15 protein-coding genes are annotated in these 17550 nt (G+C 33.1%); 6 read left to right on the forward strand and 9 right to left on the reverse strand.

The window, feature by feature from the left end; all coding sequences use genetic code 11:
* The first annotated feature begins 9 nt into the window (after positions 1-9).
* From B0A75_RS10040 to B0A75_RS10050, 3 genes are read left to right on the forward strand one after another with little or no spacing between them, the layout of a single operon-like run.
* A complete protein-coding gene (locus tag B0A75_RS10040; protein ID WP_089054147.1) occupies positions 10-2475 on the forward strand; it encodes a TonB-dependent receptor in 2466 nt (821 codons plus the stop codon).
* Positions 2476-2519: 44 nt separating this feature from the next.
* Positions 2520-3104, forward strand: coding sequence for a hypothetical protein (locus B0A75_RS10045; protein ID WP_244284377.1), 585 nt, complete (start codon positions 2520-2522; stop codon positions 3102-3104).
* 45 nt (positions 3105-3149) lie between these two features.
* On the forward strand, positions 3150-3875 hold the full coding sequence (locus tag B0A75_RS10050) for a CREC-EF hand family protein (protein ID WP_089054149.1): 726 nt from the start codon (positions 3150-3152) through the stop codon (positions 3873-3875).
* A gap of 199 nt (positions 3876-4074) precedes the next feature.
* Here the strand turns inward: B0A75_RS10050 and B0A75_RS10055 are convergent, their stop codons facing one another.
* The 6 genes from B0A75_RS10055 to B0A75_RS10080 all read right to left on the reverse strand — a co-directional run bounded on the left by B0A75_RS10055 (position 4075) and on the right by B0A75_RS10080 (position 11096).
* Positions 4075-4776 carry a DUF2971 domain-containing protein gene (locus tag B0A75_RS10055; RefSeq protein WP_089054150.1) on the reverse strand — a complete coding sequence of 234 codons (702 nt, stop codon included), beginning with the start codon at positions 4774-4776 and terminating at the stop codon, positions 4075-4077.
* A 135-nt stretch (positions 4777-4911) separates the two neighbouring features.
* Complete coding sequence (locus B0A75_RS10060) at positions 4912-6741, reverse strand: ABC transporter ATP-binding protein (RefSeq protein ID WP_089054151.1); 1830 nt, start codon at positions 6739-6741, stop codon at positions 4912-4914.
* Entirely contained in the window at positions 6734-7777 is a 1044-nt protein-coding gene (locus B0A75_RS10065; RefSeq protein WP_089054152.1) for a PDDEXK nuclease domain-containing protein, read from the reverse strand. The genes B0A75_RS10060 and B0A75_RS10065 overlap by 8 nt, the downstream gene beginning before the upstream one ends.
* A gap of 5 nt (positions 7778-7782) precedes the next feature.
* Complete coding sequence (locus tag B0A75_RS10070; RefSeq protein WP_089054153.1) at positions 7783-9510, reverse strand: phospho-sugar mutase; 1728 nt, start codon at positions 9508-9510, stop codon at positions 7783-7785.
* Positions 9511-9600: 90 nt separating this feature from the next.
* Entirely contained in the window at positions 9601-10557 is a 957-nt protein-coding gene (locus B0A75_RS10075) for a glycosyltransferase family 2 protein (RefSeq protein WP_089054154.1), read from the reverse strand.
* 8 nt (positions 10558-10565) lie between these two features.
* Positions 10566-11096, reverse strand: coding sequence for a DUF4199 domain-containing protein (locus B0A75_RS10080; RefSeq protein ID WP_089054155.1), 531 nt, complete (start codon positions 11094-11096; stop codon positions 10566-10568).
* Between the two features lie 248 nt (positions 11097-11344).
* On the opposite strand from B0A75_RS10080, the gene B0A75_RS10085 reads away from it, so the two are divergent.
* Together B0A75_RS10085 and B0A75_RS10090 are read left to right on the forward strand one after the other, a co-directional pair.
* Complete coding sequence (locus B0A75_RS10085; protein WP_008464817.1) at positions 11345-11599, forward strand: type B 50S ribosomal protein L31; 255 nt, start codon at positions 11345-11347, stop codon at positions 11597-11599.
* Positions 11600-11807: 208 nt separating this feature from the next.
* On the forward strand, positions 11808-12983 hold the full coding sequence (locus B0A75_RS10090) for a GlmU family protein (protein WP_089054156.1): 1176 nt from the start codon (positions 11808-11810) through the stop codon (positions 12981-12983).
* A 107-nt stretch (positions 12984-13090) separates the two neighbouring features.
* Here B0A75_RS10090 and B0A75_RS10095 read toward each other — a convergent pair whose 3' ends face one another.
* Positions 13091-13534: a PepSY-like domain-containing protein gene (locus tag B0A75_RS10095; RefSeq protein WP_089054157.1), complete on the reverse strand. Its 444-nt coding sequence runs from the start codon at positions 13532-13534 to the stop codon at positions 13091-13093.
* Positions 13535-13734: 200 nt separating this feature from the next.
* Here B0A75_RS10095 and B0A75_RS10100 point away from each other — a divergent pair, with 200 nt between their 5' ends.
* A complete protein-coding gene (locus tag B0A75_RS10100) occupies positions 13735-15369 on the forward strand; it encodes an ABC-F family ATP-binding cassette domain-containing protein (RefSeq protein ID WP_089054158.1) in 1635 nt (544 codons plus the stop codon).
* A 62-nt stretch (positions 15370-15431) separates the two neighbouring features.
* Here the strand turns inward: B0A75_RS10100 and B0A75_RS10105 are convergent, their stop codons facing one another.
* Together B0A75_RS10105 and B0A75_RS10110 are read right to left on the reverse strand one after the other, a co-directional pair.
* Positions 15432-16589: an ABC transporter permease gene (locus tag B0A75_RS10105; protein ID WP_089054159.1), complete on the reverse strand. Its 1158-nt coding sequence runs from the start codon at positions 16587-16589 to the stop codon at positions 15432-15434.
* 2 nt (positions 16590-16591) lie between these two features.
* Positions 16592-17545, reverse strand: coding sequence for an HlyD family secretion protein (locus tag B0A75_RS10110; protein ID WP_089054160.1), 954 nt, complete (start codon positions 17543-17545; stop codon positions 16592-16594).
* Positions 17546-17550 lie beyond the last annotated feature (5 nt).

The raw sequence follows: 17550 nt of genomic DNA on the forward strand, positions 1-17550 counted from the left end.
CCCAAATAGTTGTATAATAATAGGTTCATATTCGCCTTGTTTTTTCTGTTTTTTACATGTGCTTTGGTTGCTCAAAGCGGACATGTTAAAGGAATTATTGTTGACGATGAAAATAATATTGTTTCTAATGTAAATATCACATCTGGTAAAAGCAGTACGCAATCTGATGCCAATGGTTTTTTTGAAATTGATGTGGTTTCAAACAAAAAGGTTTCAATAATTTTTACCCATATTTCTTTAAAAATGATAAGCTTAACGGTGAATTTAAAGCCAAATGAGTTTTTTGTTTTTAATCCTGTAATGAATAATTCTGAAGAGCAGATGGGAGAAGTTTTTGTATCTTCCAAAAACAGAAAACGTGTCCAGGGAATTGCAACAATTGATTTAACAGCAATAAAAAAAGTTCCGGGTGCAAATGCAGGTGTAGAAAATATCTTAAAAACACTTCCGGGCGTAAATTCAAATAATGAACTTAGTACACAATATGCAGTTCGAGGCGGTAATTACGACGAAAATTTAGTTTACGTTAATGAAGTCGAAGTCTATCGTCCGTTTTTAATTCGGTCAGGACAACAGGAAGGATTGAGTTTTACCAATACAGATTTGGTTCAAAATGTTGATTTTTCGGCAGGTGGATTTCAGGCTAAGTTTGGAGATAAATTATCATCTGTTTTAGATATTACTTATAGAAAACCAACTCGGTTTGGAGCTTCCTTAGAAGCCAGTTTTTTAGGAGGAAGCGCTTCTGTCGATGCCGTTTCAAAAAACAAAAAATGGTCTGCAGTAACTGGAGTTCGCTACAGAAATAATAGTTTATTAGTAAACAGTCAAGATACAAAGACAAATTATACACCGACTTTTGCAGATTTTCAAACTAACATAAATTACGATATTTCTGAAAAATGGCAAATGAGCTTTTTAGGTAATGTTTCGCAGAACAAATATTTATATCAGCCATTAACCAGAGAAACAAAATTTGGGACTATTGATCAGCCAATGGCGCTTAATGTGTATTATGAAGGTCAGGAAAAAGATCAATATGACACTTACTTTGGAGCTTTAAAAACAACTTATAAAGTTTCTCCATCGCTTACGTTAAAATTGATTGGATCATTATTTCATACTACAGAAAAAGAGCATTTTGATATTTTGGCGCAATATCGTTTAGGAAATGCGGCAGCTGAGGATGGAACTAACGAGGCAGCAGTTGATTTTACTCGTGGAATTGGCTCGCAACTAAATCACGCCAGAAATGATTTGGATGCTTTAATTGCAAATGTTGAAATTAAAGGTGCTAAAGACTGGAAAGAAAGTCAGCTTGAATTTGGATTAAAATATACCAGAGAATCAATTCGAGATAGAGTTGTCGAGTGGGAGGTGATTGATTCGGCTGGATTTTCAATAAATCCGCCTTTAGTTATGCTGCCAAAAAATAATCCGCCTTACACACCTTACGAAGGTCCGCTTTTGCCTTATCAAAACGTTCGAGCAACAAATTTTAATACTATAAATAGATTTTCAGGTTATACGCAATGGAATAAACAATCAGAAATTGGTTCCAATCAAATTTGGTTTCATGTTGGTGCTCGCTTTCAAGGTTGGAATGTTTCGGGCGCAGCGGTTGAAGGAAAAAATCAGTTTGTACTCAGTCCGCGAGCGCAATTTGCAATAAAACCAGATTGGGATATGGACATGGTTTTTAGAATTTCTGGAGGATTGTATCATCAGCCGCCTTTTTATCGAGAACTCCGTGATTTGAATGGTGTAGTGAATCCAAATGTAAAAGCACAAGAAGCAGTTCATGTTGTTTTGAGTAACGATTACAATTTTAAAATGTGGAATCGCCCTTTTAAGTGGGTTACAGAAGTTTATTATAAGTCACTTTCAGATGTAAATGTGTATTCTATAGACAATGTTCGAATTCGATATGTTGCCAATAATAATGCAAAAGCATATGCGCAAGGTTTAGATTTTAGATTGAATGGGGAATTTGTGCCAGGAACAGAATCTTGGGTTAGTTTTGGATATCTGAAAACCGAAGAGAATTACGAGAACAAAGGTTATATTGCACGTCCGACAGATCAGCGTTTGAAATTTGCAATGATGTTTCAGGATTATATGCCAAATATTCCAAGTGTAAAAGTGTATCTTAATTTAGTCTATAATACTGGTTTGCCTGGAGGCGCTCCAGCGTATTCTGATCCTTATTTGTATCAAAACAGATTAAATGATTACAGAAGAGCGGATATTGGTTTTGCTAAAGTTTTTGTTGACAGCAGCACTCAGAATGCCAAAACAGGCTGGCTTAAAAATTTTAAAGAGTTATCTGTTGGATTAGAGATTTTTAATATTTTCAACAATCAAAATGCGATTACGAATACTTGGGTTCGCGATGTTTATTCTAAAAATCAATATGCGATTCCAAATTTTATGACTTCAAGAGTTTTTAATGTAAAACTGAATGCAAGGTTATGATAAGGAAGCGGGAAAATAGAAGAAGGATTTATTATGTTCCCGGAATGATTTCTTTAATTGTTATTCCTTTATTGTGCTTTTATCATTTTTATAAAGTTGATGCTTTTAAAGAAGAGGGATGTATCGATATTTATATCCCTAGCGACTCTGCTGAGATAGAAAAGGTTATGGCTTATAAAAGGAATTATAAAGTTTTTAATTTTAATAATTCCTTGGATTTAGAAAGAAAAAAGTTAAATGAACTTCGATTAGATTTAAAAGAATTAAATCGTACAAATGATACAATAAATGGAATTCAAGTTTGTTTTGGTACTAAGATGAGATATGAAGTTTATATTGAAATTTTGGATATCTTCTTTGCTGAAAAAGAAACATTGTTTATGCAATATAAAAACAACTTTTTTGTTTTGAAAATACCAAAGCCTAAGAATCAAATAAGTGTAAAAATTGTCCCAATTACATGTGGTTATTTCGAAGCTAATAAAGATTATATCTTGGAACAGGAGAGAAAGAGAAAGTACGAGTATTACTTATCTTTGTATAAACAAAATTGGATTATATTTTTAGGTTATCTTGGAATTGTGTTTCTTAATATCTTTACTTTAGTAAAATTCAATAAAAACAGATAATACGATCAAAAATACTATATTTGATATTCTAATATAATTGCAAGCATGAAAAATTCTTTAAAATATATAGCCTTAATAATCATCGGTACATTAATGAGTTGTAAAGATGAAGTACAGCAAAAGCCAAAAGTAATTTATGATGGTTCAAATAAAGTTGGAGCTGTTGCAAAGAGTGATTCGACACAAATTGAAATTGCAGATTTGCCTATTCAGATGGAAGGAACGAATTATTTAATTCATCCTGTTGGTGATTTAAGGGTTTTTGAAAAGGGTTCAAAAGCACGTTACGGTTCTTCGAGCGTGAATGATATAAGTTTTACAATCTCTAATTTGGGAGAATATGAAATTACGGGATATCTTCAGAATTTAAAATTTCAAAAAGTAGATTCAGATTCAATTCGTCCGCTTTCAGATAAACCGGTTTTAATTTTAACCGCTACTTACTTAAAAACTGTTGCAGACAAAACGCAGAATAAAGTTATGGTTTATACTTTAACAGATTCGGATACTAACAAAGATGGTAAAATTGATACAAGCGATATTAAGACCTTGTATTTAAGTGATATCAGTGGGGAAAACTTCACAAAAGTTTCTGCTGATTTGCAAGAGTTGGTAGATTGGAATTTGATTGAATCTAAAAGCCGTTTATACTTTAGAACAATCGAAGATACAAACCAAAATGGACAGTTTGATAAAAACGATGTTCTGCATTACAATTATATCGATTTGACTTCGAAAAAATGGGAAGTGAAAAATTATAAGCCTATATAGAGGTTCTGAGGTGCTAAGGTACTAAGATTCTGAGGTTTTTACAGATTGAAAGAATTAAGGTGATTTTTTGCACTTTATAAAATAAAGAAAGGCGTGTAGAAATTTAAAATTTTCTACACGCCTTTCTTATTAGTCACAATTAGAAAAGTTTTTAATCTGTGACAGGATAAAAACTTAGCGTCTTAGAACCTTAGCCTCTTTATATCAATATATCACTTTCCAAATCTGATTTTTCGATGTCAAAATCATGATCTAGTTTATGAACTAAATCAATAACAAGTTTTTTATACCAGTTCTCCGATTTAGGGTGTATATAGATTTTTTCGATAAGGTATTTAAGGTCAACATTGATTCTTAAACCATCGTTTATTTTGAGATTGCTTTTGGAAGTATCGGTAATAATTCTGACTTCGCGCTCGTATTGAAAGCTTTTTCTTTTGAATAAAAACGGAAAGAATAAATCGTCAAACGGAATATATTCTCTTTTGTAATCAATGTAATTTACTTCGCCTATATATTGGTCGAAATTGTTTTCTGGTTTTAAAGCTTTCTGTAATCTTCCAATTGTAGACTGAATGGCCAATCCTTCGCTGTTTTGAGTAAAAATCTGCCACATTGCAAACGATTCATATTCATTTATATGCCAGCTGCTGATGGCAACTTTTTCGCGATGTGTTTTGTAGTAACTCAGGAAGTCAGGATTGTCAACCGCAAGTTTTTTTATTTCTTCGTAAGTAGGTTCGCTAAAAGTGCCTTCGTATTGATCTTCAAATTTGTCAGAACGAGACATAAATAACTTTTTCGAAAGTAATAAGTCTAGAAATTTAGATAAATCAAGATATTTCCAAACAATCGTATTAGGATCGTCTGGCAGTTTGATATTAGGGTTGTTAATATACATTTTTAAGAAGCGTTAAAAAGTTTATTCTTTAACTAACCTAAAGTTATAAAAATAAACACAGATTAAAGAAATTAAAATCAGGTTTAATAATTCTTTAATCTGTGTTCGTTTATTTGTTAAGTCTTGGTTTTGTGCTTAAGACTCGAAAGACTGCATAGTTACCAGTTTATTGTAGGTTCCGTTGTGAGCAATTAGTTCGTCATGTGTTCCTTGCTCAACAATTTTTCCTTTTTGCATTACTACGATTATATCTGCTTTTTGAATTGTCGAAAGACGGTGGGCAATTACAATGGAAGTTCTGTTTTGCATCATGTTTTCTAAAGCGATCTGAACAAATTTTTCGCTTTCAGTATCTAATGCGGAAGTTGCTTCATCCAAAATCATAATCGGCGGATTTTTTAATACTGCTCTTGCAATCGATAAACGTTGTTTTTGTCCGCCAGAAAGCTTATTTCCGCTGTCTCCGATGTTGGTATAGATTCCCTGCGGAAGATCTTTTACAAACTCATATGCATTAGCAATTTTCAAAGCTTCGATTATTTCGTCATCAGTAGCGTCTAGTTTTCCTAATGAAATATTGGCCTTAATAGTATCATTAAATAAAATGCTGTCTTGTGTAACTAGTCCCATTAAGCTACGAAGCGATTGCAGATTCATATCCTTAATGTTGATGCCGTCAATAGAAATTGTTCCGTCGTTTACATCATAAAAACGAGTTAGTAAATTTGCGATAGTACTTTTTCCACTTCCAGATTGACCAACAAGTGCAACAGTTTGTCCTTTTTTAATTTGAAGAGAAAAGTCTTTTAAAACCGTTTCTTCTTCGTATTTAAAGTTGATATTTTGAATGTCGATATTGTTGTCAAAAGTCGATTTTTCAATCGCATTTTCTTTAGAAACAATAGTATTTTCTTGTTCCAAAATTTCAAGAACACGTTCTGCTGCGGCATTTCCTCTTTTTACTCCATAAGAAGCTTTAGAAATGGCTTTCGCGGGAGTTAGAATATTATAAGCCAATCCCATGTAAGCGATAAAAGCGGCACCTTCTAAAGTTTTGTCAATTAAAACCATCTGTCCGCCGTACCAAAGTAAAATGGCAATAACGGTAATCCCCATGAACTCACTCGCAGGAGAAGCTAAGTTCTGGCGGTTTCCAATGCTGTTTGATAAATTGAAAAAGCGTTCTGTCGAATTTTGAAAAACGGTATTAAAGTAATTTTCAGAATTATATCCCTTTACTACTTTTAATCCGCCAATTGTTTCTTCGATAGTCGATAGGAATCTTCCTTGTTCTTCTTGAGCTTTTGTAGATTGTTTTTTAAGTTGTTTTCCAATTAATGAAATTATATATCCTGAAACTGGAATAAAAATGAATACAAACAAAGTCAGTTTGGCGCTGATGATAAGCATGGTGGCTATCGTAAAAATAATAGTTAAAGGCTCTTTTACGATAAGCTCTAAGATTGCTAAAAATGAGTTTTGAACTTCATTTACATCTGCAGAAATTCTAGAAATTACATCTCCTTTTCTTTTTTCAGAATAAAAAGCCAAAGGAAGTTCTAGTGTTTTTTTGTACAAAGCATTTCTCATGTCTTTTAAAACACCATTTCTCAAAAAATTGATAAAAAACATCGCCAAATAATCGGCTAAATTTTTTAATAAAAAGATTGAGATGATTATAGCAACCATAATGGAAAGAACGTAACCAGATTCGTGAGTTCCTTTTGTTGTGGTAATATAGTAGCTTAAATAGTCTTCTCCATATTCCTTAAGCTGTAAAATTCCTTTAAATACGGGTTTTACATTGTTTGCTTTTGTTTTGTCAAATAACACCTGAAGCATCGGTATTAAAGCAACAAACGAAAGCGTGCTGAAAAGCGCATACAGAACATTAAAAAAAATGTTTAAGAATGCATATTTTTTATATGGGTATATAAAAGGAACTATTTTTTTGAAATTACTCATTTTTATGGATATTGTTTTCTGCTATAGCGATGGCTCTTTCGAGTTTTTCGAGCAATAATTTTTTTTCAGGTAATTGGGTTAGATATGCTGAAACTTTGATTTGGTCATCGTTGTCAAGCATTAAATAATTAATTTGTTCTGGAGATTTTTCACTGCACAAAATTAATCCAATTGGTTTGTTTTCTCCTTCTTTTTGTTCGTTTTTCTCCAGCCAGCGAAGGTATAACTCCATTTGACCTTTGTATGAAGCTTTGAATTTTCCTAGTTTTAAGTCAATTGCGACCAAACGTCTTAAGCCGCGATGATAAAAAAGAAGATCAATATAAAAATCTTCATCATCTATAGTGATTCGTTTTTGGCGGGCAAGAAAAGCAAATTCGCTTCCTATTTCAGTAATGAAATTTTGTAATTGGGCTAAGATCGAACTTTCTAAATCTTTCTCCGAATAAGTGTCGTGAAGACCTAAGAAGTCTAAAAAGTAAGGATCTCGAAAAGTTAAATCAGGACTAATTTGCTTTTCAGTTTTTAATAACTCGAGATCGTTAAGGATTGTTTGTTCTGGCTTTTTGCTGATGGCGGTTCTTTCAAAAAGCATGCTGTCAATGCGTTCTTGTAAGGTTCGTACACTCCAGCGTTCGTGAATACTCATTTGAATGTAGAACTCACGTTTTACATGATCTTCAATATAGATAAGTGATCTAATATGAGACCATGTTAACTGTGCACACACTGTGTGCACAATTGTAATATCTTGAATTACAGTGTTTAATTTGATGAAGCTGTGTAGGTTTCTTTTGTTGAAACCACTTCCGTAACGTTCAGAAAGTTCATGGCTCAGATTTAGAATAAGTTTCTTGCCATAATCTGCTCTATCGTTTTTTAGAATTTCATCATTGATGCTTCTGCCAATCTTCCAATATAAGAGTGTTAATTCCTGATTTACTGTTTTGGCAACAAAATGACGAGTCTGATCTATTAGTCCAATTATTGAATCTAATAGTTCAGGTTTGTCATTTGTGTCAAGTTTGTCACTCATTATTTTTATTTCAATTGCATATCTGCAATGATGTTTTGAATTTTCCCGTCTAAGAAACTTTCGGCATCGTCAAAATCTTGAACCGATTCTAATTCGGCATTTACACTGATGTAAAACTTAATTTTTGGTTCCGTTCCACTTGGTCTTGCACAAATTTTAGAGCCGTCTTCAGTATAATAAATCAATACATTTGATTTCGGAATGTCCATTGAAGACTCTTCGTTTGTCAATAAGTTCAATGCAGTCGATGATTGATAATCTTCAACCATAATTACACGTTGACCATTTACTTCTTTTAGAGGATTTTGACGTAGATTAATCATCATTTGATTAATTTCTTCTAAACCTTCCATACCTTTTTTGGTCAATGAAACTAAATATTCTTTGTAAAAACCATTTTCAACATAAAGTTGTAAAAGTTCTTTGTAAACAGAGCTTCCAGCTGCTTTTGCTTGAGCAGCAACTTCGCATATTAATAAGGTAGCGGCAACAGCATCTTTATCTCTAACAGCATCGCCAACCATAAAGCCAAAGCTTTCTTCTCCACCTCCAATAAACTGAAGTTCAGGAAAATCTTTGATCATTTTAGCGATCCATTTAAATCCTGTTAAGCCAACTTTGCATTCTACGCCGTAACTTGTAGCCAGCTCCATCATCATTGGAGTTGAAACGATTGTTGAGCCTATAAATTGTTTTCCGTTAAGTTTACCTGCTTTTTTCCATTGTTTCAATAAGAAAGAAGTCATTAAAATCATGGTTTGATTTCCGTTAAGTAAAATCATTTTACCATCATTGTTTCTTACAGCAACTCCTAGACGATCGCAATCAGGATCTGTTCCTATTACAATATCTGAATTGGTTTTGTCTGCCAAAGCCAAAGCCATTGTTAAAGCTTCTGGTTCCTCTGGATTTGGAGATTTTACTGTTGGGAAATCACCGTTTGGTTCAGCTTGTTCTGGAACAATGTGTACGTTTGTGTATCCAGCTTGTGATAAAGTATCTGGAACAGATTTTATAGAAGTTCCGTGCAATGAAGTAAACACAATATGTAAATTGTCTTTGGCTTCAGCCGGAGTATTAAAACTTGCGTTTTCAATAGATGATTTTACAAATGCTTTGTCAATTTCAGTATCGATATATTGAATTAAGCTCTCATTTGCATTGAACTTAATTTTATCGTAACTTAAATTTTCGATCACATTTATAATAGCAGCATCTTGCGGAGGAACAATTTGTCCTCCATCTTCCCAATACACTTTATATCCGTTATATTCTGGAGGATTGTGTGACGCAGTAAGAACGATTCCGCATTGACAGCCTAAATATTTAAGTGCAAAAGACAATTCAGGAGTTGGACGCATGTCAGAAAACAAATAAACCTGAATTCCGTTTGCAGAGAAAACATCGGCAACCACTTTTGCTAAAGTGTTGCTGTTATGGCGACAATCGTAAGCGATAACTACTTTTAAAGGCTGATTTGGAAAAACTTCGTGTAGATAATCAGAAAGACCTTGAGTGTTTTTTCCAAGTGTATATTTGTTGATTCTGTTATTTCCAACACCCATAACACCGCGCATTCCTCCAGTTCCAAATTCTAGATTTTTATAAAAACTTTCTTCAAGTTCTTTTGGTGAAGTAGTCATTAATTCTTTAACAGCTGCTTGGGTTTCTTTGTCAAATGTTGGCGTCAGCCATTCGTTTACAGCATTCAATATGTTAGGTGCTATATTCATGTAAATGTCTTTTTAATATTTTTTAAATAAAAATAAGTTTTTTCAGGAGTTGATCCTGTTTGCTGTGTCAGAGAGGGAAAAGTATTTCGATTAAAAATTAACCTCTCTTGAAACCTTGTAACGTTCCTCGTTGTTTTTAGTCCTTAAAATGATCTCACCTAGAAAACCTGCTAAAAAAAGCTGAGTTCCAAGAATCATTGTAGTTAACGCAATAAAAAACCAAGGATTACTAGTTACGAGGCTGTACTTCATTCCGTTGTACATATGGTATAGTTTTGAAATACCAATGTATCCCGCAGATAGAAATCCGATAATGAACATTAACGAACCTATCGCTCCAAACAAGTGCATTGGTCTTTTTCCGAATCTTGATAAAAACCAAATTGTAATTAAATCTAGAAAACCGTTTATGAAACGATCCATCCCAAATTTAGTTTCGCCGTACTTACGAGCTTGATGAATAACCACTTTTTCGCCAATTTTATTAAAACCAGCGTTCTTTGCTAAAACAGGAATGTAACGGTGCATTTCACCAGATACTTCAATGTTTTTTACAACTGTATTGTTATAGGCTTTTAGTCCGCAGTTAAAATCATTCAATTCAACGCCGGAAGTTTTTCTGGCAGCCCAATTGAATAATTTTGAAGGCAGATTTTTCGCTACCACAGAATCGTAACGTTTCTTTTTCCAACCAGAAACCAAATCGAATTTCTGAGCTGTGATCATCTCATATAATCCAGGAATTTCATCCGGACTATCTTGCAAATCGGCATCCATTGTGATAATTACATCACCTTTTGCTTTTGCAAAACCAGCATGCAAAGCCTGCGATTTCCCAAAGTTTTTCATGAAGCGAATCCCTTTTACATTTGGGTTTTCGTTTGAGAAACGTTCAATAATATTCCAAGAATCATCTGTACTTCCATCATCCACAAAAATGATTTCATAAGAGTAATTGTTAGATTGCATCACTTTAATAATCCATGTATAGAGTTCTTGAAGTGACTCCTCTTCATTTAGAAGCGGTATAAGTATAGATAAATTCATTTATATTTTTATTCTTGTGTAGATTTGCTTTTGAAAAATGCAGCTAAAATTAATCCTAAAATTGAGTAGCCGACAATACTGAAAATTAAAGCTTTTATTTGTTCTATAGTTGAGAAAGGACTGTTTTCTTTCATTTTAGCTAAAGCTTCATTTACAGCTGAAGCTGGTGTTCCAAACTTTTGTAAAGTTTCAGCCATGTATTTTATAAGTAACTCGTTTACGGTGTCTTTAGCGCCTGGATCGACTACATTAAATAATATAATACTAAATAAGGTAGAAATTGCTAAGGCAATTATAGTAGTTATAAAAAAAGTGGTAAATGCATCTTTAAAAGAAAAAAAGCCGTTGATTTCCTTTTTTGTTTTAACTAGTAACAGGATGCCAATTATTAAATAAAGCACAAATGTTAGGCCGCCTACCCAGCCCGAAACAAATAATTTTAGATCTATAGCATACATTGTTGCAGTAATCAAAGCTAGGATGATTCCCAGAGTAATGCCGTAAGTAACTCCATTCTTTTTAATAACTTCATTAATCATATTTCTATAAGTTTAAAATTAATCCACAAATATAGTAATTCCCAGTATAATCGAAGATAAAAAAAGCTTTTCGAAATAAACTAAAAAAAAGTGGGCTAAGTATTTGTTTATTAAAAAAGAATTGTAAATTTGCACACTCAAAAATAATTAAATTTTTAAACAAAAAAGAGTAGAGTTGTTTATACCTTTTTCTAACCATGGAAAAGCTTCAAAATAAAAATGCTCTAAAACAATAAATAAAAGAAAAGATGAAAAAAGGAATTCACCCAGAAAATTACAGATTAGTTGCATTTAAAGACATGTCAAATGACGAAGTTTTTATCACTAAATCTACTGCAGATACAAAAGAAACAATTGAAGTTGACGGAGTTGAGTATCCAGTTGTAAAAATGGAGATTTCTAGAACATCTCACCCTTTTTATACTGGTAAATCTAAACTTATCGATACTGCAGGACGTATTGATAAATTCAAAACTAAATATGCAAAACACGCTAAAAAATAATAGCTGTTTACAATCATACAAAAGCCTTCCAATCGGAAGGCTTTTTTTGTACAATAATTTATTAGCCACGACTCGAGCGATAGCGAACTGGCGAAGCAATTCATGAATTAACTGCTAACTACTAAAACAATTTTAGTAAAAAAAATAAATATTTGTAACTTTGACCCTGATAACCAAATCAAGATTTTAACAAGTACAAATTTTATTTATGAATTATATTCTTTTTGACGGTCCGGTCCGAAATGCTTTACTGCCTTTTACTTTTACAAGACCTGTGGCTGATATTCTAATTGGAATTATGACGATTCGCCAAAAATGGGAATCACGTCTAGGTTCTACTATTACAACAATTACTGAGGATTACTTGTCTGCCAAATTTCCTATGGTTGAAATGGAAGAAAATGTAATGATCAACGCGGCATATTTACCAAATGATACACTGGCTGAATTAGTTTCTGATTTAAAAGAGAATCAGGCGATCTTTAAAGGCGATGATGTAATTGCTTTTTTTACAACAGAAAATCAAGAAGAAGTTGATTTTGATTCGTACGAAATTATTCAGTACAATGAAGATTGTTTAACGGTTGAACATACATGGGATATTTTCTCTAAAAACGACGCTGCGATTCGTGCCGATTTTGCTTATTTGACAGAAGATAGAAAGTCGCAAGCAATTCCTAAGAGTGTAAATGTTATAGCGCCTGAGAATGTTTTTATCGAAGAAGGAGCAAAATTAGAGTTTGTGACTTTAAATGCATCAACGGGACCTATATATATAGGTAAGAATACTGAAATCATGGAAGGAACTGTGATTCGCGGTCCTTTTGCTTTATGCGAAAATGCTTCAGTAAAGCTTAATGCTAAAGTTTATGGTGCAACAACTGTTGGTCCAGGATCTCGAATAGGAGGAGAGGTTAAGAATTCTGTTCTTTTTGCCAATTCAAACAAAGGTCATGACGGATTTTTAGGAGATTCTGTTTTAGGAGAATGGTGTAATATTGGTGCAGACAGCAATAATTCGAACCTTAAGAATAATTACGAAGAGGTGAAATTGTGGAGCTATGAAACAGAAGGATTTGCAAAAACAGGTCTTCAGTTTTGTGGTTTAATGATGGGAGATCACAGCAAATGTGGTATCAATACTATGTTTAATACTGGAACTGTTGTTGGAGTAAGTGCTAATATTTTTGGTTCAGGATTTCCTAGAAACTTTGTTCCGAGTTTTTCTTGGGGCGGAGCAGCTGGTTTTACAACTTATGTAACCAAAAAAGCTTTCGAAACTGCTAAATTAGTTTTGGGAAGACGAAATATTGCTTTTGATGAAATAGAAGCTTCAATTTTAGAGCATATTTTTGAAGAAACAAAAAAATGGAGAAAAGATTAATTGGATAATTAGTCAATTTGAAAATTAGATAATTTTTTGACCCCGACAAATTTTAAAAATCTGTCGGGTTTTGTTTTATAGTAGATTTTCTAATTTATCGATTTCTGTTAATTGTCAATCTTAGTGAAATCTCCCTTTGTGTTGAATTTTAATTCTAAACCGTTTGTTAGTTTTGTTTCATAACCAAAAGATCCTAGTTCAATTTTGGTTACTTTTTCTTTAGGGAAATTTGCTTTTACGTAAGAGGCAATTTTTTTTGGGATGATAGACGTTGGAAGTTTAGCGCCTTTACCGTCAACTTCTTTCCAGTTTCCTTTTTTATCAAATTCGATTTCAATTTTATTATCAAATTGAACTTTGTATTCTGTAGAGAGAATTTCTTTGTCTTCTAATATGTAGCTTGGCTTTTTCGATCCAAAGTGCGTTTTTAAGAAAGTTTGAGCATTTGCTGGCAAAGCTTCTTTTTTAATTACTGTTTTTTGCGCATGTGCAGAAAGTCCAAATAATAACGCCGCAATAAGGCTGGCAGTTAGGTTTAATTTAGTTCTCATATTTTGCTGATTTTTAAATTCTTATACAAGATAAGATTAAATTTTGGGAATATGTAGGAATATTGATGTAATTTAAAAAATCCTGTCGCTCTGTAATCTAAATAATATTGTCTAATACTCTAATTAATCTATCTTTGCAGCACGAAAAAAAAGGGTAGTCAAATAAACGATTAACCGATTAAACAAATTCACAGAAAGTAATGATTACAGTTAACGATATTTCGGTTCAATTTGGTGGAACTACATTATTTAGCGATGTTTCTTTTGCTATAAACGAAAATGATAAAATTGCCCTTATGGGTAAAAATGGTGCGGGAAAATCGACACTTCTAAAAATAATTTCAGGACAAAGCAAACCTTCTACAGGAAGTATTTCTACACCAAAAGATGCTGTTGTGGCTTACCTGCCTCAGCATTTATTGACAAAAGACGGTTCGACTGTAATGGAAGAAGCTTCTAAAGCTTTTGGTGAGATTTTTAAAATGAAAGCCGAAATCGACGAAATCAATGAGCAATTAACGGTTCGTACGGATTATGAAAGTGATGCATACATGAAATTGATCGAGCGAGTTTCTGACTTAAGCGAGAAGTATTATGCAATTGAAGAAGTAAATTACGAAGCTGAAGTTGAAAAGATCTTAGTTGGTTTAGGTTTTGAAAGAGAAGATTTTACACGTCAAACTTCTGAATTTTCTGGAGGATGGAGAATGCGTATTGAATTGGCTAAAATTTTACTTCAAAAACCAGATTTGATTTTACTGGATGAGCCGACAAACCATATGGATATTGAAAGTATTCAATGGCTGGAAGAATTTTTATTGACTTCTGCCAAAGCGGTAGTGGTAATTTCGCACGATAGAGCATTTGTAGATAATATTACAAATCGTACAATCGAAGTAACAATGGGAAGAATTTACGATTATAAAGCTAAATATTCTCATTACTTAGAACTTAGAAAAGACCGTCGTATTCATCAGCAGAAAGCTTATGATGAGCAGCAAAAAATGATTGCTGACAATAGAGCTTTTATTGATCGTTTTAAAGGAACGTTTTCAAAAACCGACGCAGTACAATCACGTGTAAAAATGCTTGAAAAACTTGAAATTGTTCAAGTTGATGAAGTAGATACTTCTGCATTGCGTTTGAAGTTTCCACCGGCAGCACGTTCTGGACAATATCCTGTTGTGGTAAAAGAAATGTCTAAATCTTATGGAGATCATGTCGTTTTTAAAGATGCAAATATTGTAATTGAACGCGGTCAAAAAGTTGCTTTTGTTGGTAAAAATGGAGAAGGAAAATCGACCATGATCAAAGCAATTATGAAAGAGATTGGTGTTGATGAAGGAAGTGTTGAAATTGGCCATAATGCACAAATTGGATACTTCGCTCAAAATCAGGCTTCATTATTAGATGAAAATGCAACTATTTTTGAAACAATTGATGCAATTGCGGTTGGAGATATTCGTACACAGATTAAAAATATTCTTGGAGCGTTTATGTTTCAAGGTGATGATATTACTAAGAAAGTAAAAGTGCTTTCTGGTGGAGAAAAAACACGTTTGGCAATGATTAAATTGTTGTTAGAGCCTGTAAATTTATTGATTCTGGATGAGCCTTCAAATCACTTGGATATGAAGACAAAAGATATTATCAAAGATGCTTTGCGCGATTTTGACGGAACATTAATCTTGGTTTCTCACGACCGTGATTTCCTTGACGGATTGGCAACTAAGGTTTTTGAATTTGGAAACAAACGTGTAAAAGAGCATTTTGAAGATGTAGCAGGTTTCCTTGCGCATAAAAAAATGGATTCTATGAGAGAGATTGAAAAGTAGTTCTCTCTTTGAAAAATATAAAGGCATAAGTTGATTCTTATGCCTTTTTTTATGTCAAAAAATTATGCTTGTTTTAAAACGCTTTTCTTTTTAAAATACAAAGCAATGTAAGCGCCAATTGAGCAGACTAAACCAATAATGATCATATTCCAGATTGGTGTTGTAGTTTGTGAAAAAGCACCGTCTTCAATAATTAGAATTCTAAAAGCTTTTAAGAAATGAGTCAATGGAATCACATTTGCAATTGCTTGAACAGCTTGAGGCATTTGGCTTAAAGGCCAAGTAAAACCGCTCAAGATAAAGCTTGGTGTTGCAATCACCATCAAAATTTCTGTCGCTTTTAATTGATTAGGAACGACTACGCTTACCAAGATTCCGATGAAAGAAACAGAGAGTACAAATATTCCAGCAATAAAAGTAAGCGGTAGTAAATTTTCATAAAACGGAAGTCTGAACCATAAAGTAAAAAGCCAGTAAATAAGCCAGACTCCAAAGCTCATTATGAGATATGGAATTATTTTTACGGCAAGCATTTTGAAAATTGACGGACATCTTTTTACTAAATCTTTAAAAGTTCCGTTTTCAAATTCAGACGCAAAAGAAAGAGCTAATCCCAGTAAAAGTACTTGCTGCAGTACCGTTGCAAGAACGCCCGGCCAAAGAAAATACATATAGTTGGTGCTGCGATTGTATTTTTTTATAAAAGTAGTTTTAAAAGGTTCATATTGCGACATGAGTAAATTTTCTGGAATACCTTGTTTTCGTAATGTTTCAATTTGAACGCCTGCTTTTAATGTTCCTAAACAAATTTGTATTGCGGTCGAAGCGTAATTAGCCGTTAAAACATTAGATGTATTTACAATGGTTGTAATTTCAGGATACTTTTTAGTGAGTGTCATTTTTTCAAAATCTTTTGGAATAATAACTACACAAGTGGCTTCTTTTTCAATAGCAATTTTGGAAAGATTATTTTGATCATACAAAATAGAAGCAATCGATAAAACTTCGTTATCCTCAAACATCTGAATTGCTTTTGAGCTTAATTCGCTTCGATCCTGATCAACCACAATTATGGGTAAATCGGTTACTTTGCCTTTGCCATAAACATATCCTAACAAAACGCCATAGAGTATTGGTGCGCCAATGAATAATATTCGGAGCACTTTGTTTTTCCAAAATAATTGAAATTCCCGTTTAAGCAATGAAAAAAAGTTTTGCATAGTTAAAGCGATAAAGTAACAGTTGTTTTTGTAATAAGATCTTTGGCCTGTTCCGTATTTGAAGGCGTTATTTTTATTTCAAATAAGCTTTCCTGCATTTCATAATCTGGATAAGCGGTAGCAATATTTCCGTAAGCTCCCAATTGTTTTATGGTGGTAATTGTTCCTTTAATATTTTCTTTTTTATATGGAACCTGTACCGTTATTTCTTGCCCTTTTTTAAACTTATCCAATTGTTTTTCAGGTATTGTAAAACGAAAATAAGTACTGTCGGCAATATAACCATTAAACAAAGTGTAACCCGGCAATGCAAGTTCGCCAAGATTTAAAGTAATAGTCTCAATACTCATATTTTGGGGAGCAATTATATAGCGTTCCTTGTTTGCGGTTTCTACTTCCTGCAATGCGCCAAGCGCTCTGTCTTGTTGTCCTAAAGCCATTGTTTGCTGTTCGATTCGAGCTCCTTTTTTTGCATCATCAAGTTCAGCTATAACAGCATTGTATTGTGCTTGCGCTCCTTGATATTTTGCAAAAGTTTCGTCGTAAGTTTGTTGAGAAATCAAAGAATCTTTGAGCATATTTGTCAATCGTTTGATCGATTTTTGAGCAAACTCATATTGTTCTTTTAACCCCATTTTTTTAGCTTCAAGCTGTTTAATTTGGTTTTCAGTAGCGCCTTTTACTGCCATTTTATATTGTGCTTGTGCTGAGATTACTGCACCTTCGGCTTGACTTTTCTTAGCATCTACTTCTGGAATATCTAAAATTGCCAATGTATCTCCTTTTTGAACAATATCTCCCTCTTTGACAAAGATTTTTAGAATCTTGCCAGGAATTTTGCTGACAACTGCAATTTGTTCTTTTTCTATTTTTCCTTGAATTGTATCCTCTTTTTTTGCTTTTTGACAGCTTATTAAAAGGAGAATTACGACAGCGGTTACTATTATTTTTTTCATAAAAT

The sequence above is a fragment of the Flavobacterium oncorhynchi genome (assembly GCF_002217355.1).
Lineage (GTDB): Bacteria > Bacteroidota > Bacteroidia > Flavobacteriales > Flavobacteriaceae > Flavobacterium > Flavobacterium oncorhynchi.